At 71.6% G+C, this 24,062-nt stretch carries 25 protein-coding genes; 15 read left to right on the forward strand and 10 right to left on the reverse strand.

The annotated features are described in order from the left end of the window. Positions 1 to 161: 161 nt before the first annotated feature. On the forward strand, positions 162 to 1,643 hold the full coding sequence (locus ACFQVC_RS09135) for an FG-GAP repeat protein (RefSeq protein ID WP_381828738.1): 1,482 nt from the start codon (positions 162 to 164) through the stop codon (positions 1,641 to 1,643). Positions 1,644 to 2,092: 449 nt separating this feature from the next. Here ACFQVC_RS09135 and ACFQVC_RS09140 read toward each other — a convergent pair whose 3' ends face one another. Continuing rightward, entirely contained in the window at positions 2,093 to 2,500 is a 408-nt protein-coding gene (locus ACFQVC_RS09140) for a hypothetical protein (RefSeq protein WP_381828740.1), read from the reverse strand. Positions 2,501 to 3,052: 552 nt separating this feature from the next. Between ACFQVC_RS09140 and ACFQVC_RS09145 the strand changes: the two genes are divergently transcribed. From ACFQVC_RS09145 to ACFQVC_RS09155, 3 genes are all read left to right on the forward strand, one after another. Further along, complete coding sequence (locus ACFQVC_RS09145) at positions 3,053 to 3,406, forward strand: hypothetical protein (RefSeq protein ID WP_381828742.1); 354 nt, start codon at positions 3,053 to 3,055, stop codon at positions 3,404 to 3,406. Then, the gene (locus ACFQVC_RS09150; RefSeq protein ID WP_381828744.1) at positions 3,403 to 3,540 is read left to right on the forward strand and encodes a hypothetical protein; all 138 of its coding nucleotides are present in this window, start codon (positions 3,403 to 3,405) and stop codon (positions 3,538 to 3,540) included. The genes ACFQVC_RS09145 and ACFQVC_RS09150 overlap by 4 nt, the downstream gene beginning before the upstream one ends. A 108-nt stretch (positions 3,541 to 3,648) precedes the next feature. After that, positions 3,649 to 4,320 (forward strand): DsbA family oxidoreductase, encoded by a 672-nt coding sequence (locus tag ACFQVC_RS09155; protein WP_381828746.1) that lies wholly within the window; start codon positions 3,649 to 3,651, stop codon positions 4,318 to 4,320. 23 nt (positions 4,321 to 4,343) lie between these two features. Here the strand turns inward: ACFQVC_RS09155 and ACFQVC_RS09160 are convergent, their stop codons facing one another. Next, a complete protein-coding gene (locus ACFQVC_RS09160; protein ID WP_381828748.1) occupies positions 4,344 to 4,526 on the reverse strand; it encodes a cold-shock protein in 183 nt (60 codons plus the stop codon). Between the two features lie 295 nt (positions 4,527 to 4,821). Here ACFQVC_RS09160 and ACFQVC_RS09165 point away from each other — a divergent pair, with 295 nt between their 5' ends. Continuing rightward, the gene (locus ACFQVC_RS09165) at positions 4,822 to 6,261 is read left to right on the forward strand and encodes a tetratricopeptide repeat protein (RefSeq protein WP_381828750.1); all 1,440 of its coding nucleotides are present in this window, start codon (positions 4,822 to 4,824) and stop codon (positions 6,259 to 6,261) included. Positions 6,262 to 6,282: 21 nt separating this feature from the next. Here ACFQVC_RS09165 and ACFQVC_RS09170 read toward each other — a convergent pair whose 3' ends face one another. After that, positions 6,283 to 7,113: an FkbM family methyltransferase gene (locus ACFQVC_RS09170; RefSeq protein ID WP_381828752.1), complete on the reverse strand. Its 831-nt coding sequence runs from the start codon at positions 7,111 to 7,113 to the stop codon at positions 6,283 to 6,285. 110 nt (positions 7,114 to 7,223) lie between these two features. On the opposite strand from ACFQVC_RS09170, the gene ACFQVC_RS09175 reads away from it, so the two are divergent. Then, positions 7,224 to 8,195 (forward strand): DUF389 domain-containing protein, encoded by a 972-nt coding sequence (locus ACFQVC_RS09175; RefSeq protein WP_381828754.1) that lies wholly within the window; start codon positions 7,224 to 7,226, stop codon positions 8,193 to 8,195. Between the two features lie 39 nt (positions 8,196 to 8,234). Here the strand turns inward: ACFQVC_RS09175 and ACFQVC_RS09180 are convergent, their stop codons facing one another. Further along, positions 8,235 to 9,110 (reverse strand): LysR substrate-binding domain-containing protein, encoded by an 876-nt coding sequence (locus ACFQVC_RS09180; RefSeq protein WP_381828756.1) that lies wholly within the window; start codon positions 9,108 to 9,110, stop codon positions 8,235 to 8,237. Between the two features lie 171 nt (positions 9,111 to 9,281). On the opposite strand from ACFQVC_RS09180, the gene ACFQVC_RS09185 reads away from it, so the two are divergent. From ACFQVC_RS09185 to ACFQVC_RS09200, 4 genes are all read left to right on the forward strand, one after another. After that, positions 9,282 to 10,454, forward strand: coding sequence for an L-talarate/galactarate dehydratase (locus tag ACFQVC_RS09185; protein ID WP_381828758.1), 1,173 nt, complete (start codon positions 9,282 to 9,284; stop codon positions 10,452 to 10,454). Between the two features lie 63 nt (positions 10,455 to 10,517). After that, positions 10,518 to 11,447 (forward strand): 5-dehydro-4-deoxyglucarate dehydratase, encoded by a 930-nt coding sequence (gene kdgD, locus ACFQVC_RS09190; protein ID WP_381828760.1) that lies wholly within the window; start codon positions 10,518 to 10,520, stop codon positions 11,445 to 11,447. A gap of 61 nt (positions 11,448 to 11,508) precedes the next feature. Beyond that, positions 11,509 to 13,122: an aldehyde dehydrogenase (NADP(+)) gene (locus tag ACFQVC_RS09195; protein WP_381828762.1), complete on the forward strand. Its 1,614-nt coding sequence runs from the start codon at positions 11,509 to 11,511 to the stop codon at positions 13,120 to 13,122. 213 nt (positions 13,123 to 13,335) lie between these two features. After that, entirely contained in the window at positions 13,336 to 13,707 is a 372-nt protein-coding gene (locus ACFQVC_RS09200) for a hypothetical protein (protein ID WP_381828764.1), read from the forward strand. A 228-nt stretch (positions 13,708 to 13,935) separates the two neighbouring features. Here ACFQVC_RS09200 and ACFQVC_RS09205 read toward each other — a convergent pair whose 3' ends face one another. After that, on the reverse strand, positions 13,936 to 14,520 hold the full coding sequence (locus ACFQVC_RS09205) for a TetR/AcrR family transcriptional regulator (RefSeq protein WP_381828766.1): 585 nt from the start codon (positions 14,518 to 14,520) through the stop codon (positions 13,936 to 13,938). Positions 14,521 to 14,597: 77 nt separating this feature from the next. Between ACFQVC_RS09205 and ACFQVC_RS09210 the strand changes: the two genes are divergently transcribed. Beyond that, the gene (locus tag ACFQVC_RS09210; RefSeq protein WP_381828768.1) at positions 14,598 to 15,467 is read left to right on the forward strand and encodes a class I SAM-dependent methyltransferase; all 870 of its coding nucleotides are present in this window, start codon (positions 14,598 to 14,600) and stop codon (positions 15,465 to 15,467) included. A gap of 1 nt (position 15,468) precedes the next feature. Here the strand turns inward: ACFQVC_RS09210 and ACFQVC_RS09215 are convergent, their stop codons facing one another. Both ACFQVC_RS09215 and ACFQVC_RS09220 read right to left on the reverse strand, forming a co-directional pair. Continuing rightward, on the reverse strand, positions 15,469 to 15,651 hold the full coding sequence (locus tag ACFQVC_RS09215; protein WP_381828770.1) for a hypothetical protein: 183 nt from the start codon (positions 15,649 to 15,651) through the stop codon (positions 15,469 to 15,471). 77 nt (positions 15,652 to 15,728) lie between these two features. Continuing rightward, entirely contained in the window at positions 15,729 to 16,310 is a 582-nt protein-coding gene (locus tag ACFQVC_RS09220) for a YceI family protein (protein WP_381828772.1), read from the reverse strand. Positions 16,311 to 16,779: 469 nt separating this feature from the next. On the opposite strand from ACFQVC_RS09220, the gene ACFQVC_RS09225 reads away from it, so the two are divergent. Beyond that, positions 16,780 to 18,423 carry an ABC-F family ATP-binding cassette domain-containing protein gene (locus tag ACFQVC_RS09225; protein ID WP_381828774.1) on the forward strand — a complete coding sequence of 548 codons (1,644 nt, stop codon included), beginning with the start codon at positions 16,780 to 16,782 and terminating at the stop codon, positions 18,421 to 18,423. 72 nt (positions 18,424 to 18,495) lie between these two features. Here the strand turns inward: ACFQVC_RS09225 and ACFQVC_RS09230 are convergent, their stop codons facing one another. Further along, entirely contained in the window at positions 18,496 to 19,503 is a 1,008-nt protein-coding gene (locus ACFQVC_RS09230) for a glutathione S-transferase family protein (RefSeq protein ID WP_381828775.1), read from the reverse strand. A gap of 67 nt (positions 19,504 to 19,570) precedes the next feature. Next, positions 19,571 to 20,146: a DUF4232 domain-containing protein gene (locus tag ACFQVC_RS09235; RefSeq protein ID WP_381828777.1), complete on the reverse strand. Its 576-nt coding sequence runs from the start codon at positions 20,144 to 20,146 to the stop codon at positions 19,571 to 19,573. Between the two features lie 283 nt (positions 20,147 to 20,429). On the opposite strand from ACFQVC_RS09235, the gene ACFQVC_RS09240 reads away from it, so the two are divergent. The 3 genes from ACFQVC_RS09240 to ACFQVC_RS09250 all read left to right on the forward strand — a co-directional run bounded on the left by ACFQVC_RS09240 (position 20,430) and on the right by ACFQVC_RS09250 (position 23,106). Further along, entirely contained in the window at positions 20,430 to 21,428 is a 999-nt protein-coding gene (locus ACFQVC_RS09240; RefSeq protein ID WP_381828779.1) for an ArsR/SmtB family transcription factor, read from the forward strand. A gap of 246 nt (positions 21,429 to 21,674) precedes the next feature. After that, the gene (locus ACFQVC_RS09245; RefSeq protein WP_381828781.1) at positions 21,675 to 22,328 is read left to right on the forward strand and encodes a peptidoglycan-binding domain-containing protein; all 654 of its coding nucleotides are present in this window, start codon (positions 21,675 to 21,677) and stop codon (positions 22,326 to 22,328) included. Between the two features lie 61 nt (positions 22,329 to 22,389). Continuing rightward, complete coding sequence (locus ACFQVC_RS09250; protein WP_381828783.1) at positions 22,390 to 23,106, forward strand: C39 family peptidase; 717 nt, start codon at positions 22,390 to 22,392, stop codon at positions 23,104 to 23,106. A 144-nt stretch (positions 23,107 to 23,250) separates the two neighbouring features. Here the strand turns inward: ACFQVC_RS09250 and ACFQVC_RS09255 are convergent, their stop codons facing one another. After that, entirely contained in the window at positions 23,251 to 24,036 is a 786-nt protein-coding gene (locus tag ACFQVC_RS09255; RefSeq protein WP_381828785.1) for an alpha/beta fold hydrolase, read from the reverse strand. Positions 24,037 to 24,062: the final 26 nt, after the last annotated feature.

The raw sequence follows: 24,062 nt of genomic DNA on the forward strand, positions 1-24,062 counted from the left end.
CGGCGGTCACGGCCGCCGGGGAGCGCTCGGGGTTCAACTTCCCCGCAACTCCCGTACAACCCTTGTCCCCCATGACGTGTCGAACAGGGCGCCGGACAAGGAACGGGCCCTTTCCGGACATCCCCGCGCCAGCCCGGCCACCTTCCTTTCAGGAGCCGTTCGTGCGCAAGAATCGTTCGGCCGCCATCGCCGCGGCCTCATTTCTTATTCTCTCCGGCGCCGGTATCGCCACCGCACCGTCCGCGTTCGCAGGAACTCCCGGCGGCACCCACGCCAATGACCGCAACAGCGACTTCAACGGCGACGGATACGAGGACACGCTCGTAGCAGCACCCAAGGCGACCGTCAGCGGGCAGCAGGGCGCCGGTCTTGTCACGGTCCAGTACGGCTCGACCAGAGGCATCGGCACCACGAACATCGCCCGCTTCAGCCAGTCGACCGCCGGCGTCGCGGGCGCCGCGGAGGCACAGGACGGCTTCGGCTCCGCGGTGGCCACCGGCGACCTCGACGGGGACGGCTTCGACGACGCGATCGTCGGCATACCGGGCGAGGACATCGCCGCGGTCGCCGACGCGGGCGGCGTGACCGTGCTGTGGGGCTCGAAGCAGGGCCTGAGCGGCGCGGCGAGCGACTGGCTGCAGACCCAGGAGCCCACGAAGGGCGAGCAGTTCGGGTCCGCGCTCGCGGCGGCGCACCTCACCGGCGACACCCCGGGCGATGTCCTCGGCGTCCTGGACCGCGACGATCTCGAACTCTTCGCGTACGAGCCCGCAGCGGGCGCCGACGGTGCCGCGCCGCTCAAGCGCCAGGCACGTCAGCGCCTTGCCGGTCCTGGCGAGGAGCGGCACATTCTGCCCAAGTCCCTGACCACCGGCGACTACGACGACAACGGCTACGCCGACCTCGTGGTGTCCGGTGTGACGGTGGGCCCCGAGGAGCCGGGGCACGGCTGGTCGACGTATCTGTCCGGGCACGCGGAGGGGCTCGTACAGGAACGCGACCTGCGCGGCGGGCCGGTCGCCGCTTCCGGCGACATCAACAACGACGGCTACGACGACCTCGTCACCGGCGAGCCCAACTCCCCCGACGACGGCGGCGAGACGATGACCGGCGGCCTTGTCGGGGTGCGCTACGGCGGTGCCGACGGCCCCTCGGACGAGGTCCGGTGGTGGACCCAGGACACCGCGGGCGTGCCCGGCACCGCCGAGCGCGGCGACGGCTGGGGCGGCGATCTGTCGGTGGCGGACACCGACAAGGACGGCTACGCGGATGTGGCGATCGGCGCGCCCGGCGAGGACATCGGCACGGTCGCCGACGCGGGCGCCGTATGGGTGCTTCGCGGCTCGGCCGCCGGCCTGACCGCGAACAAGGCGGCCTCCTGGGACCAGAACTCGGCGAACGTGCCGGGCGCCGCGGAGAAGGGCGACAAGTGGGGCGCCCAGGTGCGTCTGACCGACCCCAACAGCGACGGGCGCTTCGGTCTGCTCGCCTCGGCGCCCGGCGAGAACTCCGGTGACGGCTGGGTGTGGGTGATGTCGGCCGGCACGAGCGGCATCACGGCGAACGGCACCTGGACCTACGGCGCGAGCACCCTCGGGGCGCCGTCCGCCAAGTCCGCGTTCGGTGCGGCGATCGACGAGTAGCCGGCGAGCAGGATGGCCGTGTCTCTGATCCCGGTCACCGCGGTCACCGCACCCTCTGCGGGCCGCTGCGGTCTCCGGGATCAGGGTCCGCGTACGGCGCTTCCGGTGAACGGGACGTTCCGCCAGGGCCTGTCCGGGTCCGTGGCATAGCGCGCGCCGCGGCCCCAGCGGGCCATGCCCGGGTTCGGACGGAAGTATCTCGTCGTGCTCCACGTCCTGCACCGCCGCGCTTTCCTCCTCCTCGCCCTGTACGCGGTCCGCTCCGTCCCTGGCGGGCATGTGCATGCCTCAGTCCCCGTCCCCTCGCGGTAGCGATCTCGGCGTTCGCCAGGGTGCGCCGTCAACTCCGCCCGGGCAGGCGGATGTTGCCGGGGCAGCGGGAGGCGGGGGCCGGAACTGTGCCGGCACCCCGCCTGATGGGGCACTCCTCGGGCCGTGCCCGCCGCTCGCTACCCGGCCGGCGACGATGCCGCCGCCCACCCCGCCGGATGCAGTTTCTGGACCAGTGCCTGTTCGGTCTCGGCCGGGAAGAAGCCGGTGATCCCCCGCATCAGACGGAGCGCCGTGGTCACCCGGGCCGGCAGCGGCCGGGGCATCCAGGCCGTGCCGAAGTCCTGTCCGCGCGGCCCTTTCCCGGCCCCTTCCAGTTCGGCGAGCGCACGTTGGGTCTCACCGTTGCGGATATGGACGAGGGCACGCCGGACACCGGCCGAGGCGTGCTCCGAGACACCGAGGAGCGAGGTGATCTCCGGCGCCGTGGAACCGGGCACCTCACGAGCGGCAAGGCGCAGCTGCATGCTCGCCTGGTCCAGAATCTTGACGATCGCGCACAGCCTCCCGGTGTCAAAAGGCGTCATACGATCACTCCTTCGCTGTGCAGCACGCATGGGTGGACGGGGGATGGGCCTGCATGGGTCGGCCGTGGTCGGCCCGGGACGAACTGGTACGGACTAGTTCGGACTGGATCGGACCGGATCGCTTTGGAGCGAGAATCTGTTCGTCTTCAGGGGTAGCACCTTCGCGCCCCTCAACCGAACCCCCGTGAGGGGGCGCACACCGTGCGCAGAGGAGAGCGCAAGCCACCGGCGTCCGCACCGGATGCACCAACCGGGAGCACGCGCAGGCCCTCACAGGTCACACCACCCCCGCACCTGACGGCCCGCACCACGGGCACCGTCGTCGACGGCCTCTCTCCCAAGCCTGGAGCACCTCTGTTTCCTGGTGCAGACTGCGGCTCCATGGCCCGTGGCGCAGTCAAGTCTCAGCTCCGTGTACGACGTGCACCGGCCGTTCGGGGCAGGGTGATCGGCGTACTCGGCGTACTCGCTTCCCTGGCCGCTACGGAGACGGCGGCCCCGGCGGCGGCACCGGCCCCGCCACGAGCAGCGGCACCGGCCACGGCCCCGGCAGTGACCGGGCTGCGCGACATCAGCCCGGAGCTGTTCTACGCGTCACTGCACCCCGGGGCGCGCACGCCCCGGGGCGGAGATGCTGAGCCTCAAGTTCACCCACAACGGCCCTGCGCCACCGGCGAGCTGGCGGTGGACGCCTCGGGGCTCGACGGTGTCGCCGTCCTCGCATCAGGGCCGGACGGCTGTGCGGGCCGGGTGCGGATGCCGCGGTTCACCTGCCCGCTGGGCCTGAACCCCGATCCGGAATCCTGGACCACGCAGCAGCTGGAGGTCAGGCCGGCCCCGGGAGCCGAGCCCGGCGCCCACGGTGTCCTGCGCTACCGGCTAGCAACACGGCGCCTGTGGCGGTGACGGCGACCGGCGTGGACACCGGCGGCTCCGGCGCCCGGCCGGGCCCGGCGATATGGTCCGCGGCGGGATCGGCCGTGGCGCTGGCGGTCGTGGTGGTCGTGGTGCTGCGGCGCATCCGCGCGCGACGCAGCTGATACGACGTTCATCTGCGGCGCCCCGATACACCGGGCGGTCCACGGGACCTTTACGGCGGTGGCCGGAGTTGCATGCGGTGACCGTCACGAACGAAAGGAGCCCGCCCGATGCGCGTGGACATCTGGTCGGACATCACCTGCCCCTGGTGCTACCTCGGCCGCGCCCGGTTCGTGAAGGCGCTCGACGCCTTCGCGCACCGGGACCGGGTCGAGGTCGTGCACCGGTCCTTCGAACTGGACCCGCACCGCGCCAAGCACGATGTCGAGGCCGTCATCCCGATGCTGATGTCGTCCCACCAGTGGTCCGAGGAACAGGCGCTGGACAACGAGCGCCGGCTCACCCGGCTGACCGCCGCCGAAGGGCTCGCGTACATCCAGGGCCGCGACCACGGAAACACCCACGACATGCACCGGCTGCTGCAGTTCGCCAGGACGCGGGGCCGTGACCACGAGCTGCTCGATCTGCTCTTCCGCGCCAACTACGCCGAGGAGCGCTCCCTGTTCGACGGCGACGATCGGCTCGTCGCCCTGGCCGCCGAGGCGGGCCTGGACGCCGCGGCGGCCCGCGAGGTGCTCGCCGACACCACGGCGTACGCCGACGCGGTCCGTTCCGATTCCCGGCAGCTGCGCGAACTCGGGGCCCTTGGCGTGCCGTTCATGCTCGTCGGCGGCACGATCGCGCTGCCCGGAGTGCGCTCGGTGGTCGCACTCACCCGCTCGCTCGAACAGGCCTGGAACGCGGCGGCCGCCGTGGACACCGGACGGGCGACGGCCCGATAGGAGCGGTGGTCGGGCGCCGGCCGTCAGGGGCGCACCCTGCGTGCCTCGAACCGGCGCTCGCCCAACTCCAGTGTGAAGGTGACCTGTTGGCCCTCCGAGAGGACCTGGCGCTCGTCCTCGATATCGGCACCGTCGACATAGACGGCGTCCTGTCCGCCGTACGGGACGACGAAGCCGTAGCCGCCGTCCCGGTTGAAGTACTGCACGAACCCTTTGCACCTGTCGCCCACGTTCACCGTTCGCTCTTTCTGTCTTCCCTCGGTGGCTCCACGGGGCGTTGCGATGCTCGGACCGCCGCCCGCCCCTCCATTCGAAGGTCAACAGGCGTGCGGGAGAAGGCCATTTCCCGGGTGAAGCGTGAACGCGTTGAACGCAGGGGCCGCGGAGTAGCATGGGGCATACACCCACCTTCGGGGCAGTTCGCATGCCTCTGCGCAGCCGACCCGCACACCGGCCGGCCGCGGGGAACGTGATCGCACGACACGGCCGGGAGAGCGGAACATGGCACGCCACGACCCCAACCGCAAACTTGCCGCACTGCTGCGCGAGGCGCAGTGGAGTGCGGGGGAACTGGCCCGTGCCGTCAACGCACTGGGCACGGCTCAGGGGGTGCGCCTGCGGTACGACCGCACCTCGGTGGCTCACTGGCTGACCGGTTCCCGGCCCCGGCCGCCGGTTCCCGATCTGGTCGCCGCCGCGTTCACGCAGCGGCTCGGCAGGCTCGTCACGCCGTTGGACGCCGCCATCACCGAGGACCGGCCCGCGCCCGCTCCCCCTGCGGACCCCGGAGGCGCCGACGCCCTGCCCGGCCTCATGGAGCTGTGCCGCGAGGACGCGGACCCCGAGCTCCGCGCTTCCCTGGCCGCCGGCGCGTACACCCTTGGGACGGTGTCCTCGCTCACCTGGCGGACGGACGAGGACGACTGTGCGGCACCGCCTTCGTCAGAGCCGGGAATCGCGAGTACGCCCGGCATCGCGAGTACGCCCGGCATCGCAAGCACGGCCCGCATCGCAAGCGCGGCCGGCATCGCAAGCACGGCCGGACCGGGGAACGCGGCCGAGGTCGAGGCGCTGGAGGAGATGACGCGCCTGTTCGCCGGTGCCAGCCTGCGCCACGGCGGCGGGCATGCGCGTACGGCCCTGGTCAGTTACATCGGCGACGACGCCAGCCGACTGCTCTCCCGCCCGGCCCCCGACCGCATCCGCGCCGAACTCCTCACGTCCACGGCCCAGTTGACCCATCTCCTGGCCGAGATGAGCGCCGACGACGACCGCCCGGGTCTCGCCCAGCGCTACTTCCATCTGGCCCTGAGTCTGTCCCAGGAAGCGGGCAACAGACGGCAGTACGCGATCACTCTGCGCGCCATGGGGGCACAGGCCGGACGCCTGCGCCACCATCTGTACGCCCTGCAGGTGTCGGAGTCGGCGGTGGAGGCGGCGGGCAGCGGGGCCGACGCGGACACCCTCGCCTTCCTTCTCGTCCAGCGTGCGCTCGCCCGCGCCCAGGAGGGGCACCGCCGGGCGGCCCTGGACGATCTGGTCACCGCCGAGCGGCTGCACAGCCGGGCGGGCAGCCCGGCCGGTCCCTTCGCGTCGTACCCCCGCGCCGGTCTCGACTACCAGCGGGCCGAGGCGCTTCTGGCCCTCGGCAACCGCCCGGAGGGCCAGGCCTGTCTGGAGACCTCGCTCGAACACCGTCCGACGGGCCAGCACCGCCCCCTCGCCCTCACCCACGCCCGCCTCGCCCGCGCCCTCCTGCACGCGGGGCAGCTGGAGGCGGCCTGCACCCACTGGCACCGTTTCCTCGATCACTACCCCCATCTCCACTCCGCCCAAGTCCGCCAGGAAATAGCGCAACTGGCCCAGCACCTGCGCCCCCACCTCCGCCAGCGCCGCGCCGCGGGGGTCCTGGAACGGTCACGCACACTGGTCGCCCTGTGACTCCTGCGGCGCCTGTGCCGCTCAGTCCCGGCGGAGAGAAGCGATGTAGTTGCTCACCGAGGAGAAGTGCTCCAGGCGCTCCTGGTAGGCGGTGACGGGGAAGAGCACCCCGCCCGGGCAGATACGCCAGATCGCGTAACCGGCCGGGCAGAGCACCTGCCAGAAGTCGCGGAAGAAGGTGCGTGACTCCAGGTTGGGCGCACCGAATTCGAAGGTGAGTGTCGTGATCCGGCCGCTCGACAGTGCCGCCCGCGCGCCGTGCAGCACTTCCCTCTCGGCACCCTCGACATCAATCTTCATCAGGTCGATGTGATCCAGGCCGAGCCGTGCCATCTCCTGGTCGACCGTGCGCACGTCGACGGAGTCACTGTGCCGGGTCAAGTCGGCTCCGTCGCCGTCCCGTTGGGCGTAGAAGGAGGCCCTCGACCAGCCCGGCGTCGCGGTGTGCAGGGGTGCGCTGCCGGGCTCGGCGCCCAGGCCCGCGGGGACCAGGACACGGTGCGCGCTCGCCTGTGCCGCCAGCGTCGCGTGGCACGCGGCCTGCGGTTCGAAGAGATACATACGGTGCGGGCGGTCGCCCAGTGCGGCTGTCATCCCGGCCGCCCACTGACCGTAATTGGCGCCGACGTCGAAGATCACCGGGTGCTCGACGCCGCGCAGGAACCGCGCCGCGGCCAGCGCCTCGCCCCGGTGGTCCCAGCCCCACCCCGAGCCGCGTCCCTGAATGAACTCCACTCGTGTCGAGAGGAACTCCAAGCCGCTCCGGAGTGTCCGCGTGCCGTTCAGCAGCCGCGAAGCGGCGGGGGTGGCGGCACGGCCGAGGTCTCTGAGCGTTCTGAATCTCTGTGACATTCCCGCAATTTATGACGTTCCGTTTCGGTTTCAGGTGAAACGCGCAGTGACGCTGCTCCACCTGCTGTCGAGGTTGGCCTCCCTGACCGGGACCGGGCAGAATGCCGCGCGTGCTGCATGTACGAGTGATCAGTCCTGAGACGCGCACCGACGAGGTGCTGCACATTGCCACGCACTCTCCGGCCGTGGTCAATGTGGTCAGGCTCCCGGGGGCCGCGGTATCCCCGAAGGGCGACTTCGTCGAGTTCGACGTCGCTCGGGAAGCGGCCAACGCAGTGCTCCAGGAGCTGCGCGCGCTCGGCCTCAAGGACACCGGCGCCATCACGGTGGAGCAGCTGGATCTGTCGATCTCCACGGCGGCTGAGCTCGCCGAAGAGAAGGCGCCGGGAGATCCGGCGGACGCGGTCGTGTGGGAGGAGCTGGCGGCCCGGGTCTCGGCGGACACCCGGATCACCTGGTCCTATCTGGCGTTTCTCGCCCTGGCGACCCAGATCGCGGCGATCGGCGCGCTCCTTGACCAGCCGATCCTCATCGTCGGCGCCATGGTCCTCGGCCCGGAGTTCGGTCCGGTCGCGGCGGCCTGCTTCGGGGTGCTCGAACGTGACAGGGGCCTCATCCGCTCAGCGGTCTACGCCCTGGTCATCGGCTTCACGGTGGCCGTGGCCGTCACGCTGGTCTGTGCCACCGTGTCCAAGCTGCTCGGCTGGATAACTCCGGACATGCTCGACGACCGGCCGCTGACGGATTTCATCATCCACCCGGACCGGTGGTCGTTCATCGTGTCGCTCCTCGCGGGCGTCGCGGGCATCCTGTCGCTGACCGCGGGCAAGTCCTCGGCGCTCGTGGGCGTGTTCATCTCGGTCACGACCGTCCCCGCGGCGGGCAACCTCGCCGTCGCCATTCCGCTGCAGCACTGGCACGAGGTGTACGCCTCCCTCATCCAGCTCGGCGTCAACCTCGCCGGCATGCTCGTCGCCGGCACGGCCACCCTGTTCACGCAGAAGGTTCTGTGGGCGCGCTACGGACTGCGCATCGCACCGGCGTCCACGGGCCGCAGGCCGCGAACGGGGCGCGGGTCCTGACGCTCCCGAGGCTCCTGACGGTGGCGGCGGGCACCCGGCTCACAACCGGCTCAACAGGGCGTGCAGCGCGGGGTTGTCGTTGTTCTTCCGCCACACCAGATTCAGCTCGACCGGCTTGGGCTTGGGCAGCGTCAGCGGCTTGAAGGTGATCCCGGCGAACTGCATCTGCGCGGCCGCCTCCGGGACGAGGGCGATGCCCCAGCCGGCGTTCACCATCGCCAGAATGCTGTGGACCTGGCTCAGATACTGGGTGAATTCGGGTGTGACCTGGGCGGCACGGAAGATGCTGACGAGCAGCTCGTGGAAGTAGCGGGCCTCCACCGGCGAGTACATGAGCACCTGCTGCCCGTCGAAGTCGGCCACGCGCAGACCGCCTTCGCGGGCGGCGAGCGGATGGTCCGACGGCAGGGCGGCGAGCAGCCCTTCCCGCACGGTGGGCCGGGTCCGCAGATCGGGGCCGATGTGCGTGGGGCGGATCATGCCGAGGTCGAGTGAGCCCTCGGTGATGGCCTCCAGCTGGTCGCGGGTGACGAGTTCCTGCAGCCGGATCTCCGCGCGGGGCACGGCGGCGCGGGCCACGTCGAGCAGCGTGCCGAGGGCCGAGTAGGCGCTCGCCGCGGTGAACCCGATGGCGAGGGAGCCGGCCTCGCCTGCGGAGACCTGCCGTACCGCCAGGGTGGCGTGCTCGGCCTGGCGCAGGATGCGACGGGCCTCGTTGAGGAAGGCACGCCCTGCGGGGGTCAGACGCACGGACCGGTTCGTGCGGTCGAGGAGCTGCACGCCCAGGCCGTTCTCCAGGACCTGTATCTGCCGGCTCAGGGGCGGCTGGGTCATCTGCAGCCGCTCCGCGGCCCGGGTGAAGTGCAGTTCCTCGGCCACCGCCACGAAACTGGCGAGTTGCGCCAGGGTGAACAACGATTCCCTCCGGGTATCAGCGCATCCAAAATCAATGTTGGACGTGGATCGATCGCTGACCTTAGCTTCAAGGGGAGTCAACCGGCGAGCTGCCGGCCGTATGGGCAGCCGCCAGGCCCGCCGCGGGCCGGCCGCATCCGCCGCACACCCCAGGGACACGAAGTGGTGACCATGCCCCACACGACAACCGACGCCGCGCAGCTCGCAGGTGAGGCGACCCTCGACAAGCTCTCCTGGATCAGGCTCTCCTCGGTCACCCTGCCCCTTGCCACCCCGGTCAGCGACGCCAAGGTCCTCACCGGGCGCCAGAAGCCCATGACGGAGGTGGCGTTCCTGTTCGTGGAGCTGGAGACCGAGCAGGGGCACGAGGGCATCGGATTCAGCTACTCCAAGCGGGCCGGCGGTCCTGGCCAGTTCGCCCATGCCAAGGAGATCGCCGACTCGCTGCTCGGTGAGGACCCCAGTGACATCGGCAGGATCTGGACCAAGCTGGTGTGGGCGGGCGCGTCGGTGGGCCGCAGCGGACTCGCGACCCAGGCGATCGCCGCGTACGACGTCGCCCTGTGGGATCTGAAGGCCAAGCGCGCGGGTCTGCCGCTCGCCAAGCTCCTGGGTGCCCACCGCGACTCCGTGCGCTGTTACAACACCTCCGGCGGCTTTTTGCACACGCCGACCGAGCAGGTCCTCGACAACGCGGCCGCGTCACTGGCCAGCGGTATCGGCGGCATCAAGATCAAGGTGGGGCATCCGGACGGCAAGCAGGATCTGCGCCGGCTGAGCGCGGTGCGTGAACGCATCGGCGACGACGTGCCGTTGATGGTCGACGCCAACCAGCAGTGGGACCGTCCCACGGCCCAGCGCATGGGCCGGGCCCTTGAGGAGTTCGGCCTCGGGTGGATCGAGGAGCCCCTGGACGCCTACGACGCACAGGGCCACGCAGCGCTCGCCGCCTCCCTCGACACTCCGGTCGCCACCGGCGAGATGCTCGCCAGCGTCGCCGAGCACTGGGAGCTGATCCGGCAGGGCGCCGCCGACATCATCCAGCCCGACGCCCCGCGCATCGGCGGTATCACCCAGTTCCTCAAGCTCGCCGCGCTCGCCGAGCACCACCAGCTCCAGCTCGCCCCGCACTTCGCCATGGAGATCCATCTCCACCTGGCCGCCGCGTATCCGATCGAGCCCTGGGTGGAGCACTTCGACTGGCTCGCTCCGCTGTTCAACGAGCGTCTCGCCATCAGCGGCGGCCGGATGCAGGTGCCCTCGCGGCCCGGTCTCGGCATCACGCTCACCGACCAGGCCCGCGCCTGGACCCGGGCCACCCACGAGACCGGCAAGCGTGCGTAGCCTGGCAGCCGGGCTCGTACGCACCCTCTTCCCCCTTCGGGTTCTTTCAGGAGCAGTACGCACATGACCTCCCTCACTCCGGCCGAGCTCGGCCTGCGCATCGGCTCGGGCCTGCTGTCCTTCCCCGTCACCCACTTCACGGCCGACAGGCACGACTTCGACGAGAGTGCCTACCGCGAGCACATCGCGCGTCTGGCCGAGTACGAGGTGGGCGGCCTGTTCGCGGCCGGCGGCACCGGTGAGTTCTTCTCCCTGACCGCGGCCGAGGTGGAGCAGGTGGTCACCGCCGCCGTGCGCAGCGCCCCCGCCGGCACTCCGATCCTCGCGCCCGCCGGCTACGGCACGCGCACGGCCGTCGAGTTCGCCCGCGCCGCCGAACGCCTCGGCGCCGACGGCATCCTGCTCTTCCCGCCCTATCTCACCGAGGCGGGCCAGGAGGGCCTGGCCGCGCACGTCGAGGCCGTCTGCCGCGCCACGTCGCTCGGCGTGATCGTGTACGGCCGCGGCAACGCCGTCTACACCGCGGACACCCTCGCCCGGCTCGCCGACCGGTGCCCCAATCTCATCGGCTACAAGGACGGCATCGGCGACATCGACGCCATGACGCGGATCTACACCCGGCTCGGCGACCGCCTCACCTACGTCGGCGGCCTGCCCACCGCGGAGACCTTCGCCCTGCCGTACCTCGAACTCGGCGTCACCACCTACTCCTCCGCCATCTTCAACTTCCTGCCCGGGCTCGCCCTCGAGTTCTACGACGCGGTCCGCGAGCGCCATCACGACACCGTCATCAGGCTCCTGCGGGAGTTCGTCCTGCCGTACACCGAGATCCGCAACCGCAAGGCGGGGTACGCGGTCAGCATCGTGAAGGCCGGCATGACGGCGACCGGGCACGGGGCGGGCCCGGTCCGCGCGCCACTGACCGATCTCACCGCGGCCGAGCTCGAAGAACTCACCGCCCTGATCGCCTCCCACAGGCCCGTCACCGCCTGACCGCCAACGCGTCCGGCGGCCCGGCCGCCCCGCCGCTCCCTCCGTACGAAAGGACCTTCCGGTGTCCGCAACACCCCAGGACCAGGCCGCCACCGTCTCGCTCGACGGAGCGATGTTCATCGGCGCCGAACGCGTCACCGGCGACGGCGCCGAAGTCCGCTCCGTGAACCCGCAGACCGGCGACGCCCTCGACCCGCCGTACCGCTACGGCGGCGCCGATGTCGTCGACCGTGCCTGCCGGCTCGCCGACGAGGCCTTCGACGACTACCGCGCCACCTCCCCCGGGCAGCGCGCCCACTTCCTCGAGCGGATCGCCCACCACCTCACCGCCGCCACCGACGCCCTCGTCGAACGGGCCCATCTGGAAACGGGGTTGCCGACGGCCCGCCTCACCGGCGAAGTCGCCCGCACCACCGGGCAGCTGCGGCTGTTCGCCGAGGTACTGCGCGAGGGCGGCTGGTACGGCGCCCGTATCGACCCCGCCCTGCCCGACCGCGCCCCGCAGCCGCGCCCCGACATCCGTCAACTGCGCATCCCCGTCGGCCCGGTGGCGGTTTTCGGAGCCAGCAACTTCCCGCTCGCCTTCTCCGTCCTCGGCGGGGACACCGCCTCCGCGCTCGCCGCCGGCTGCCCCGTCGTCGTCAAGGCGCACGACGCCCACCTCGGCACCTCCGAGCTCGCCGCGCACGCGATACGTGCCGCCGTCACCGAGGCCGGGCTGCCCGACGGTGTCTTCTCGCTGCTCATCGGCGACGGCCCCATCCTCGGCGGACGGCTCGTGCGCGATCCCCGGGTCCAGGCCGTCGGGTTCACCGGCTCCCGTGCCGCGGGCCTCGCGCTGAGCCAGGCCGCCGCCGAACGTCCCGAGCCCATTCCGGTCTACGCCGAGATGAGCAGCATCAACCCGGTCGTGCTCCTGCCCGGCGCGCTCACCGAGCGGGCCGACGCACTGGCCACCGGCTTCGTTGGCTCTCTCACCCTGGGCGCCGGCCAGTTCTGCACCAACCCCGGCCTGGTCCTCGCCGTCGCCGACGCCGGGCTCGACGCCTTTCTGCGGTCCGCCGCGAAGCGGGTGGAGAGCGACGCCGGCGCCACGATGCTCACACCGCACATCGCCCGCTCCTACCGCACCGAGAGCGCGGCCGTGGCGGCACACCCGGAGGTCACCGTCCTCGCCCGCGGCACCGCCGCCGACAGCGCCGCCCCGGGGCAGGCCCTGCTGATGTCGGTCTCCGGCGAGGCCTTCCTCGCCGACCCCGGGCTGCAGCGCGAGATGTTCGGCGCGGCAGCGCTTGTCGTACGCTGCGACGACCTGAGCCAGCTCACCGAGGTACTGCGCGGCCTCGAGGGCCAGCTCACCGCCACCGTCCACACCGCCGACAGCGATCTGGACCGGGCGCGCGCGCTGCTGCCGCTGCTCGAACGCCGCGCCGGGCGTGTGCTGTTCAACTCCTGGCCCACCGGGGTCGAGGTGGGGCACGCGATGGTGCACGGCGGCCCCTACCCGGCGACCTCCGACGGACGCAGCACCTCCGTCGGCTCCCTGGCCATCGACCGGTTCCTGCGCCCCGTCTCCTACCAGGACGTTCCGGAGGCCCTGTTGCCGGCGCCGCTGCGTGACGACAACCCGTACGGCGTTCCGCGCCGGGTCGAAGGAAAGCTCACATCGGAGTGACCGCCGGGTCCGGGACGCGTTGCCCTCTGTCCGATGACCGCCCAGGTCAGCCGGGATTTCCCAGAGCGCGTCCCGATGGGCGACGGGCAACCCGTCGACCGCCGGCAAGGTCCGGCGCCAGGCTGATGAACGTTCCGCTTGGAACATCCGGAACTTCCCGATCACGGGAGTACCGGAACATCCGCATGGCAGACGACCTATCAGGGGGACATCATGCGCAAGCTGATCCGTACCACGGCCGCGCTGGCGATCGCGTCGGGCACCGTCGCCGTCATGGCGTTCGGCAGCACCGCCTCGGCCGCGCCGGCCGACGAATGGGCGGGCTGCCCGGACGGGGCGGTGTGCATCTACCCGAAGGACCAGGACCCCGCGCAGAAGCCGAGTGACATCTTCTACAGCTACGGGGCGCACAACCTGAGCAACCAGTTCGGCAACCACTGGGTGCTCAACAACCAGCACAGCGGTGCGACCGCGAGCCTGTGCACGGGCTCCGGCGGTTCGGGCTGCGGTGACCCCATCGCGGCCAAGACCGGTGTGTACGCCGACCTCGGCCCGATCAACTCGATCACTCTCAACCGGCCGTAGTCGCTTGTTGTCCGAGCGCATCACCCCGGAGGAGCACCGGGCCCTGCTGCCGGGCCTGCCGGCCCCGTCGCCCGGCGGATCCTGCGGACGCGGGCGGCGCCAGGAGACCTGAGCGCACCGCGGGAAGCCCGGCAGGACACCTGCGCGCTCGTGACCACTCGTACGGTTCCCCCCTCAACCATCCGTCCGTTGCGGCCCGTTGAGGGCCACCCGTGCCACCGCGGCCTCCTACCCGGCGTCCGCCACGACCGCGGTCACGACCTTCCGCACGGCCGCCTCCTGCGGCGGCGCGCCCTTGCGGTCGGCGAACAGCATGTGGACGGCGCCGATCAACGTGGGTGCGAGGGTGTCGACCTCGGCGTCGGCCGCGATCCGGCCCAGATCGCGTTCGGCGACGAGATACGAGGCGATCACGACCGCGGCCTCGGTCAGCACCGGGACACCGGTGGGCCTCGACTCGCGCAGCCGGGCGCGCAGTTCGTCCCGGGAGGTGACTAGGCCGACGATCGCGACGGCGACCGATCCGAACAGGTCGATGAGCGTGCCGGTGAGGTTGTCGGCGACGGTCCCCTCCCCCGCACGGTCGCGCAGCACGGCACCCCGGTGCTCGACCCTGGCGACGCGGTCGAGTACGAGCTCGGCCAGAAACGCGTCGAAGTCGGCGAAGTGCCGGTGCAGCACGCCCTTGGCGCAGCCCGCCTCCACGGTGACGGCCCGGCTGGTCAGCGCGCTCGGTCCGTCCCTGAGCAGCACGCGCTCGGCGGCGTCGAACAGCTGCTCACGCACATCGCGGATGGCCACTCCTGTCGGCACCGTGCATCGCCCCCTCGTTCACCGTTCCCCGGGCCACCCGGTTGACGAGTGGGCGGGCGCCCACTAATAGTGGGCGCATGCCCACTATACCTTCCGAAGCGGCGTCCGGCGGATCACAGGGCCCGGCCGACGCCCCCCGCCCACAGCCGGTCGGGCCCCATCAACTCCGGGGCGCCGCCGAGTCGTTCGGCTCGGACGCCGAGCGCTACGACCGGGTCCGACCGCGCTACCCCGACGCCATGGTGGACCGGATCATCGCGGGCAGCCCCGGGCCCGAAGTCCTCTCTGTCGGCTGCGGGACCGGGATCGACGCCCGGCAGTTCCAGGCCGCCGGCTGCACGGTGCTCGGGGTCGAGCCGGACGCACGGATGGCCGCGGCGGCGCAGCGCGGCGGAGTCGCGGCCGAGGTCGCGACCTTCGAGGCCTGGGACCCGGCCGGGCGGAGCTTCGACGCGGTCGTGGCGGGCCAGGCCTGGCACTGGGTCGACCCGGTCGCGGGCGCGGCCAAGGCGGCGCGGGTGCTGCGGCCCGGCGGCCGGCTCGCGGCGTTCTGGAACGCCTTCCAGCTGCCGCCCGATCTGGCAGAAGCCTTCGTCGCGGCCTGCCAACAGGCATGGCCCGACGCGCCGTTCGACGTCTCGGCAGTCGACCCGCAGGGCGTGGACGGCTACCAGGCGCTGTTCGCCAAGGCCGCCGACGGCATCCGTGAGGCGGGCGGTTTCGGCGCAGTGGAACAGTGGCGCTTCGACTGGGAGTGGCCCTACACACGGGAGGCCTGGCTCGACCAGCTGCCCACGTTCGGCGTCTTCACCCGGCTGCCGGCCGACCGCCTGGAAGAGATCCAGAACGGCATCGGCGCCGCCATCGACGCTCGGGGCGGCAGCTTCACGATGCGCTACGCGACAGTGGCCGTCACCGCCGTGCGCTCGCGGCGCGGCGCCTCATGAATCAGGAGACGATCGCCCAGATCAGCCAGGCGGCCAGTGCGGCGAGGACCAGGAACCCGGCGATCGCGGTACCGGCTCCGGGCCGCTGCGCCCGCTCCTGCTCCATCTGCTTCTCCGCCAGGAAGTTCTTGGCGTCCGCCTCCGTGCGGGTGCGGACCCACTGACCGTTGCCGGGACCGATCACGATGTGCCGCCTTTCGTCGTTGCGCCGTCGCGTTCGACTCGCACAGGAGAGGGCACGCCTGCCCTGTCGGTGATCATTCAAACGGGTCGGCGCCGGGCCCGTACCTCCAGGTCGATCCGCACCCATCGGCCCGTCATCCCCTTGGCGGTGGTGATGCCGAATGCGTAGCGGTCGACGGCGGCGCTCCCGGTGACGACAAGGCCAGGGCCGTCGAGTTCGACGGTCTCCACCGCGACGGCGACCGGCCGGGTCACCCCGCGCACCGTCAACTCGCCCGCCAGCGCGGCCACTTGAGCGACGTCGCGCCCTTCGTCGCCGCGGGAGTCGCGCACTTCCTCGCCGCGGGAGTCGCGCACTTCCTCGCTGCGGAAGATGATCTCGGGATGCGCCACGGCGCCCAGATAGTCGTCGGAGCGGACGTGTTCGTCCCTGCGCCGCAGACCGGAGTCGAAGCTCGCGGCCCCGACCACCACTTCCACGCTGGAGCGCGCCACCGGCTCCGCCACGACGATCCGGCCCCGGGTGAGGGTGAACGTGCCGCGCACCGGCATCAGGCCGAAGACGGCCCGGGTCCTGAAGCGCAGCCGCGACGTCCGCGGATCGATGTCGTACGCGCCGGTCGCGGGTGCCGGACGTTCCTGTGCATACGAGGCCGTCATGGCTCTCGCCTCCCGTTCACGAGGGGCCCCGGTACCGGTCCGGGTGGCCCGGGGCTACTGCCAGCCATCGTCACCGCCCGGCGGGCAGTAGCGGCAGATGCGGATGTCGTGAGCGGAGCAGTACAAATGTCCTCCCCGCCCCCACGACGGGAATGCCGTTGCCCGCAGGACCCGACGTTGTCTACTCTGGCCTGCGGTTCTGTTGTCTCCGATAGAGGTGGACCTTGCGCATCTGAGGTGGGCGATCACCACACCGGTACGGCCTCGACTGTCCCCGTCGGCTGTCGGCCGTACTCCCCCGTCACGCCACCGCGGCCGACCGTGCCGCCGTGCCCGCGCGTGACCTCCGTGTGGAGCGACCTCGGTGCGGAACCCGGTCCGGCTCTCAGTGCCGGAGCGGCGCCCCGGCCGTCGCCTCTCCCCCGGCCGACCGACGACCGAACCAGCACGATGGGCCACTCAGACACTCATGACCGCAACTCTCGTCGCCAAGAACCTCTCCGCCGGCCACGGCGACCGCTCCCTGTTCACCGAGCTCGGCCTGGTGGTCGCGCCCGGGGACGTCATCGGACTCGTCGGGGCCAACGGGGCGGGCAAGTCCACGCTCCTGCGCATCCTCGCCGGGCTCGAACGGCCCGAGGAGGGCACCGTACAGCTCGCCCCCGCGACCGCGGCCGTCGGACATCTGCCGCAGGAACCCGAGCGCAGGCCGGGCGAGACGGTCCGGGACTTCCTGGCCCGGCGCACCGGCGTCGCCGCCGCACAGCGCGCCCTCGACGACGCCACGCAGGCACTCGTCGACCAGGCGCCGGGGGCGGATGACGCGTACGCCGTATGCCTGGAGCGATGGCTCGGCCTCGGCGGTCCCGACCTGGAGGAGCGTTCGGAGCAGATCGCCGACACGCTGGGGCTCGACGTGGGACTCGACCAGGACATGACGTCGCTGTCGGGCGGCCAGGCCGCCAGGGCCGGACTGGCCTCTCTGCTGCTCTCCCGCTACGACGTCTTCCTCCTGGACGAGCCGACCAACGACCTCGACCTGGCCGGCCTCGACCGCCTCGAGGAGTTCGTCCGCGGGCTGCGCGCGGGTGCCGTCGTCGTCAGCCATGACCGCGAGTTCCTCGCCCGTACGGTCACCAAGGTCCTCGAACTCGACCTGGCACAGCAGCAGTTCACCCTCTACGGCGGCGGCTACGACGCCTATCTGGAGGAGCGCGAGGTCGCCCGCCGGCACGCGCGCGAGGCGTACGAGGAGTACGCCGGCAAGAAGTCCGCCCTGGAGGCACGGGCCGACATGCAGCGCTCCTGGTCGGAGAAGGGCGTCAGGAACGCGATGCGCAAGAGCCCCGACAACGACAAGATCCTGCGCAAGGCCCGCACCGAGAGCAGCGAGAACCAGGCCGCGAAGGTGCGGCGCACGGAGCGCCTCATCGAGCGGCTCGACGCCGTCGAGGAGCCCCGCAAGGAGTGGGAGCTGCGCATGGAGATCGCCGCCGCGCCCCGCTCCGGCACGATCGTGGCCACCCTGCGCGACGCGGAGGTGCGGCGCGGCACGTTCACCCTCGGACCGGCGACCCTGCAGATCGACTGGGCCGACCGGGTCGCGATCACCGGTGCCAACGGCTCGGGCAAGTCGACCCTGCTCGGCCTGCTCCTCGGCCGGATCGCCCCGCACGCCGGGCACTCGGCGCTCGGCTCGGGTGTCGTCGTCGGCGAGGTCGACCAGGCCCGTGCGCTGTTCTACGGAACGGAGTCGCTGCTCGACGCGTTCCGCATGGCCGTACCGGACGCGACGCCGGACGAAGTGCGCACGCTCCTCGCCAAGTTCGGGCTCAAGGCCGCTCATGTGCTGCGCGCCGCGAGCACGCTCTCACCGGGCGAGCGCACCCGTGCCGCGCTTGCCCTCCTGCAGGGCCGCGGCGTCAACCTCCTGGTCCTGGACGAGCCCACCAACCACCTCGACCTGCCCGCCATCGAGCAGCTGGAGTCGGCCCTCGACTCGTACAGCGGCACGCTGCTCCTGGTCACCCACGACCGGCGGATGCTCGACGCGGTACAAGTCACCCGCCGCCTGGAGCTGGACGACGGCAAGATCGTCGAGCACCCCGTGTAGCCGGGCGGCGGGCGGTGGCGGCAGGCGGCAGGCGGCAGGCGGCAGGCGGCAGGCGGCAGGCGGCAGGCGGGCTTACCGCAACGCGCCCGGCGGGGTGCCGTCGCCGAAGGGCCTGCCGCCGAGCTGCTCGCGGTGATGCGGCGTCAGCCAGCCCTGCAGATCGGGTCCGACGGGCACGATGCCGGTGGGGTTGATGCCGGTGTGCACCTGGTAGTAGTGCCGCTTGATGTGGTCGAAGTCCACGGTGTCGCCGAAGCCCGGGGTCTGGTACAGGTCCCGGGCGTACGCCCACAGGACGGGGTCCTCGGACAGCTTGTAGCGGTTGCACTTGAAGTGGCCGTGGTAGACGGCGTCGAACCGTACGAGCGTCGTGAACAGCCTGATGTCGGCCTCGGTGATGGTCTCTCCAACCAGATAGCGGCGGTCGGCGAGGCGCTGGGAGACCTGTTCGAGGCGGCGGAACACATCGTGGCAGGCACGCTCGTACTCGCTCTGCTCATGGGCGAACCCGGTGCGGTAGACACCGTTGTTGACGTCCCGGTAGATGCCGTCCATCACCTCGTCGATCTCGGCCCGCAGCGGCTCGGGGTAGAGGTCTGGGGCGCCGGTCCTGTGCAGGGCGCTCCACTCGGTGGTGAAGTCCAGGGTGATCTGCTGGTAGTCGTTGGTGACCAGTTGCCCGCTGGGCACGTCGACGATGGCGGGGACGCTCACGCCGCCGGGGTAGTCCTTCTCCCGTGCGTCGTACGCCTCATGCAGATAGCGGATGCCGAGCACCGGGTCGCGGCCGTCCGGGTCGAGCGTGAAGCGCCAACTGCGGTCGTCCTGGATCGGGTCGGTGACCGCGAGCGACAGGGCGTCCTCCAGGCCGAGCAGCCGGCGCGCGATCAGGGCGCGACTCGCCCATGGGCAGGCCCTGCTGACCACGAGCCGGTAGCGTCCCGCCTCGACCGGCCAGCCGTCCCTGCCGTCGGCCGTGATGCGGTCGGCGAAGTGGCTCTTGGACCGCGAGAACGCCTTGCGTCCGTAGGTCGCGTTGCCGTCCGTGCCGGCCGAGCCCGCCGTGCTGTCGTCGCTCATGCCGTTCCCCTTTCCTCGACTCTCTGCCTCTGCCTCTTGCCTCTTGCCGCTGCCTCGGCCGTCCCGCTCAGTGAACCGTCCCGGCGGCGAGTGCGCGGTCCGCCGCGGCCTGGGTGCGGTGCCACCACGAGGTGACCGGCTCCCACACCCGCACACCGTCCGCGGAACCGAGTTCGGCCGCGCTGAAACGGGCTCCCCGATGGGAAGGGTCGGCCGCGGCGGTCACGTAGTCCACCTTCCGGGCGTTGGCGTCCGCGGGGTCGGCGATGGTGCGGACGGCGGCGTACGCGCTGCGGCCCGCGGCGAGTTCATAGGGCGCGCTCTGCGTCACGGGCACCGGCTGGGCAGCGCCGTCGAGCTCGCCGAAGGTCACCGTGGGCACGCGGTCGACGGCACAGGCCCTGGGCCCGGTGTTGGTGACCTTGATACGGAGGACGGTCGTGGGCGAGCCGGGCTCCGTCGCGGCGCCGGTGGCCGCCACCCGCACCTTGCCCTCGCGGCAGGTGGGCAGCGCGTCGGGAGCAGCAGCGGCGGTTCCGGTGCCCGCGCCGGTTGCGGTGAGAAGGAGTGCTCCGGTGAACAGGGCAGTGGCGGTACGGGTGTTGCGGATAGTGCGGGTATTGCGGGCGTTGCGGGCGCGCATCAGTGTTCCCCTAGGTCGGTCGTGGACGTCACCATCGGTCGTGGACGTCACCATCGGAGGTGCGGTCACAGGGACGCGGTGTCGGCAGGACGGTCAGATCCCGCCAGACTGCCTCAAGTCCCCCTCCTCGCCCGGTGTGACACACGAGCGGCACGATCAGTTGTACGCGGAGGCCGCCCCGGCCGTCTTGACAGCGGCGGCGAGCGGGGGATCACCTGAGGAGCTCCGCGCGGCGCCCGACCGACGCCGCAGGGACACGCACGCCTCACATCGGGGAGGGGCCATGCTGCGGGTGCACTTCACGTCCGAGGATCTGGCGCGGGTCAAGGTGGCCGCCGGTCCCGACCATCTGTGGGAGATCGCCAACAGCGTGCAGACGCTGCAACGGCGCGACGGGGCAAGGGTGTTCGGCGCGTGGCGCACCTGGGCGCGGCCACGGCTCTCGGACAGTTGCCGGCTCCTGTCGCCGCTGCTGCCGCCGCACGGCTACTCCCCGGACTTCCTCACCCCCACCACCGGCGACCGCGGCACGTTGCGGGCGGCCGTCGACACGCTGATGAGCACTCCGCAGCCACGGCTGCGCGCCGACCTGACGCGGATGGCCGCCGCACGCGAACTGCCGCGCTGGGCGGGCGCGTTGGCGAGTGGGGACACCGAAGTGCTGCGGCAGCTGGGCCGCGCCGTGCACACGTACCACCTGGAGGCGCTCGCGCCGTTCTGGCACCGGATACAGGCACATGTCGACGCCGACCGTGTCGTGCGTCTGCACGCGCTGCTCGACGGCGGGGTAGAGGGCCTGCTCGCCGGTCTCGGGCCGCAGATCCGGTGGCGGCCGCCCGTCCTTGAGGTGGACTACCCGGTGGATCAGGAGCTGCATCTCAACGGCAGGGGGCTCACGTTGCAGCCCTCGTTCTTCTGCTGGCCGACCCCGTTCACGCTGGCGGACGCGGAGCTGCCGCCGGTACTCGGCTATCCCGTACAGCACGCACCGGACTGGGCCAGGGACGCGCCGGGCGACCGGCACGGCGACGAATCCGGCCCCCTCGGACCACTGCTCGGGCAGACGCGGGCGGCGGTGCTGCGCACGGTGCGCACCGGCTGCTCCACGGTCGAGCTGGCCCGGCTCCTGGGAGTGACGCATCCGGCGATCAGCCAGCATGTCGCCGTACTGCGGGCCGCGGGCCTGGTGACCACGGTGCGGGCCGGCGGCCGGTCCCTGCACGTCGCGACGGAGGCCGGCCGGGCCCTGCTCCTCAGCTGCGCACGCGGGCCCGTCGGATAGCACCAACTCTCCCTGTCTCTTCCGGCTTTTCAGGCATCCGTGACGTCTCTGACGCGCCGTAAGCCAGGGCTTTCATGCGTTGCGGCCCGGCGTGCCGCGACAGCACTCTGGTCGCCGATCAGTTCGAGGGCCACGGGCGATCCAGGTCGCCTCCCCCACCACAGGCCGTCCTACGGAGGACCACTGATGCGTTCCCCCACCCGCATCCCCGCCATCCACCGCATTCCACGTATGCCCAGATTTGTCATGCTCGCGACAGTACTTGCCGTGGGCGTCCCGGTCGCCGCCCCCACGGGCGCGCAGGCCGCGCCACCCCAACGAGCCGCCGCGACGGCCTCCGCGGACGAACCCCGCGGCCTGAAGTGGTTCCAGGAGCGGCACGGGCTCCGCCCCACCGGAAAGGCCGACCGGGCGACGGCCGAGGCGCTGCGGGCCGCTTCCGAAGCCGAGCTGCGCCGCACGTTCCGCACGCCCGCCGACCTCGGCCCCGAGGAGCGGGCCAACGCCCGCACCGTGATCGGTGTCGGATACGGCGCGCAGATTCCCGAACAGGGCCTGGTCATCGCCCTCATGACGGCCATGCAGGAGTCGAAGTTCGTCAACTACACGGTGCCCGTCGACCATGACTCGCTCGGCATCTTCCAGCAGCGGCCGAGCACCGGCTGGGGCACACCGGAGCAGATCACGGATGTGCCGACCTCGTCCAAGTCCTTCTACGGCGTCGCCCCGTTCGGCAGCAACCCCGGGCTCATCCAGATACCCGGCTGGGAGACCATGCCGCCCGGTGACGCCGCGCAGGCCGTGCAGGTCTCGGCGTATCCCGACGCGTACGCCCAGTGGGAGGGCTTCGCCCGCGAGCTGCTCGCCGTCGAGGGTCCCACGGTCGAGCCGATTCCCTGACCACCGCGCCCAACTCCCTTTCCCCGCCCACGAAACCCCCCACGAAGAGCAGGAGTACGCGATGCACAGCAGGCGTATCAGATCCCTCGCCGTGACCGTCGTCCTGTCCGCCACGGGACTGCTCGTCCCGGCAGGTGTGGCGGCCGCGGCCCCCTCGACGTCCGCGGCCGTCTCCCGTGTGGCCGCGCTCGAGGGCGCGTCGGCCGACGAGGTGACGGTGAGCCGTGACGGCTCACGGCTGCGTACGAAGGCCACGCACACGGCGGCCTCCAAGACCCTGGAGGTGGAGTACCAGGTCCAGGAAACCGGCTACTGGTGCGGTCCGGCGGCGACCAGGATCGCCCTGTCCGCGCGGGTCGGACCTCCCAGCCAGGCCGATCTCGCGGCCCAGCTGGGCACGACGGAGAACGGCACGGACGACATAAGCCAGGTCACCGCCGTACTCAACGCCCACGTCGGGACGGGCTGGTACGAGTCGAAGTACCTGCCCCAGGACCCGCCGTCGCAGGAGCAGAAGGATCTCCTGTGGCAGGACATCGTCGTCGACGTCGACAACAACTACCCGCTCGTCACCAACATCGTGGCGCCGCCCGGCAACCAGCCGCCCGGGTATCCGCCGGACCAGACGATCTACCACTACTTCACGGTCATCGGCTACGACGACGCCAACCGCAGCGTTCTCATAGCCGACCCCGCCTCCTTCTCCGGCAACCAGATCTACTGGCTCTCCTTCGACCAGCTCGCGTCCCTGATCCCTCCGAAGGGCTACGCCGCGTAACCCCGTGCCGGCACGCCCCGGCGCAACCGGCCCGGCCGACCGACCTCGGCAGGGCCGGTTGCCGTCGCAGGGGTCCACGGGCAGTGCGCGAGGTCGCTGCCACGGCCAGGGCGTGAGGTCGCTGCCACGGCCAATGCCATGAGCTCACTTCAGGGAGTCGCAGTGGCCGAGGATCAGTTCGGAGACCGCCTGGGGTGCGCGCAGGGTCGGCAGATGGTCGCATGTGGGCAGCCGGACGAGCCGGCAGCCGGGGATACGGGCGGCCATCTCCTCGTTGCAGCGCACCACTTCGGGCTGGTCCTGCTCACCGAGGGCGAGGAGGCAGGGCATCCGCAGTTCGCCGAGCCGGTCGAAGGCGGGCGCGTCGGCCTGCTGGAAGGCGTGGTTGGTGAACCAGGCCGGAATCGCGCCCCTGATCTGCGCGGCGGCCTCCGCGTCCGGGGCGGTGCCGGCCGCCGCCCAGGTGCGCATCGACAGTTCCACCAGGCCGTCCATGTCACCGGCCGTGGCCAGCGCCTCGATCTGCGCCATCAACTCCGGTGAGGTGAGGCCCTCGTAGCCGGTCACTCCCGGGCACAGCAGAACGAGGCCCGCCACCCGGCCGGGGTCGTCCAGGGCGAGACTGATGGCCGTGGCGCCGCCCAGGCTGGAGCCGACGAGAACGGCCCGCGGCACCTCGAAGTGGTCGAGGACCGCCGCCAGGTCCTTCACCGGGGAGAACGGCACGGTGGGCGGCGCCGAGCGCCCGAATCCCCGTACGTCGTAGCGGATCACCCGGTGCCCCGCCACGAGCCGGGGCAGCACCGGGTCCCAGATCCGCGCATCCGTGATGCCCGGGTGCAGCAGCACCAGCGGCAGGCCGTCGGTACCACCGTCGTCCGCCCGCACTTCACCGCCGGCCACCGGCACCCTGTGCTCCGTGAGGTCCATGACGGAAGTCTGCCGTCGGCGGCCCG

Source organism: Streptomyces monticola (assembly GCF_042665355.1).
GTDB lineage: Bacteria > Actinomycetota > Actinomycetes > Streptomycetales > Streptomycetaceae > Streptomyces > Streptomyces monticola.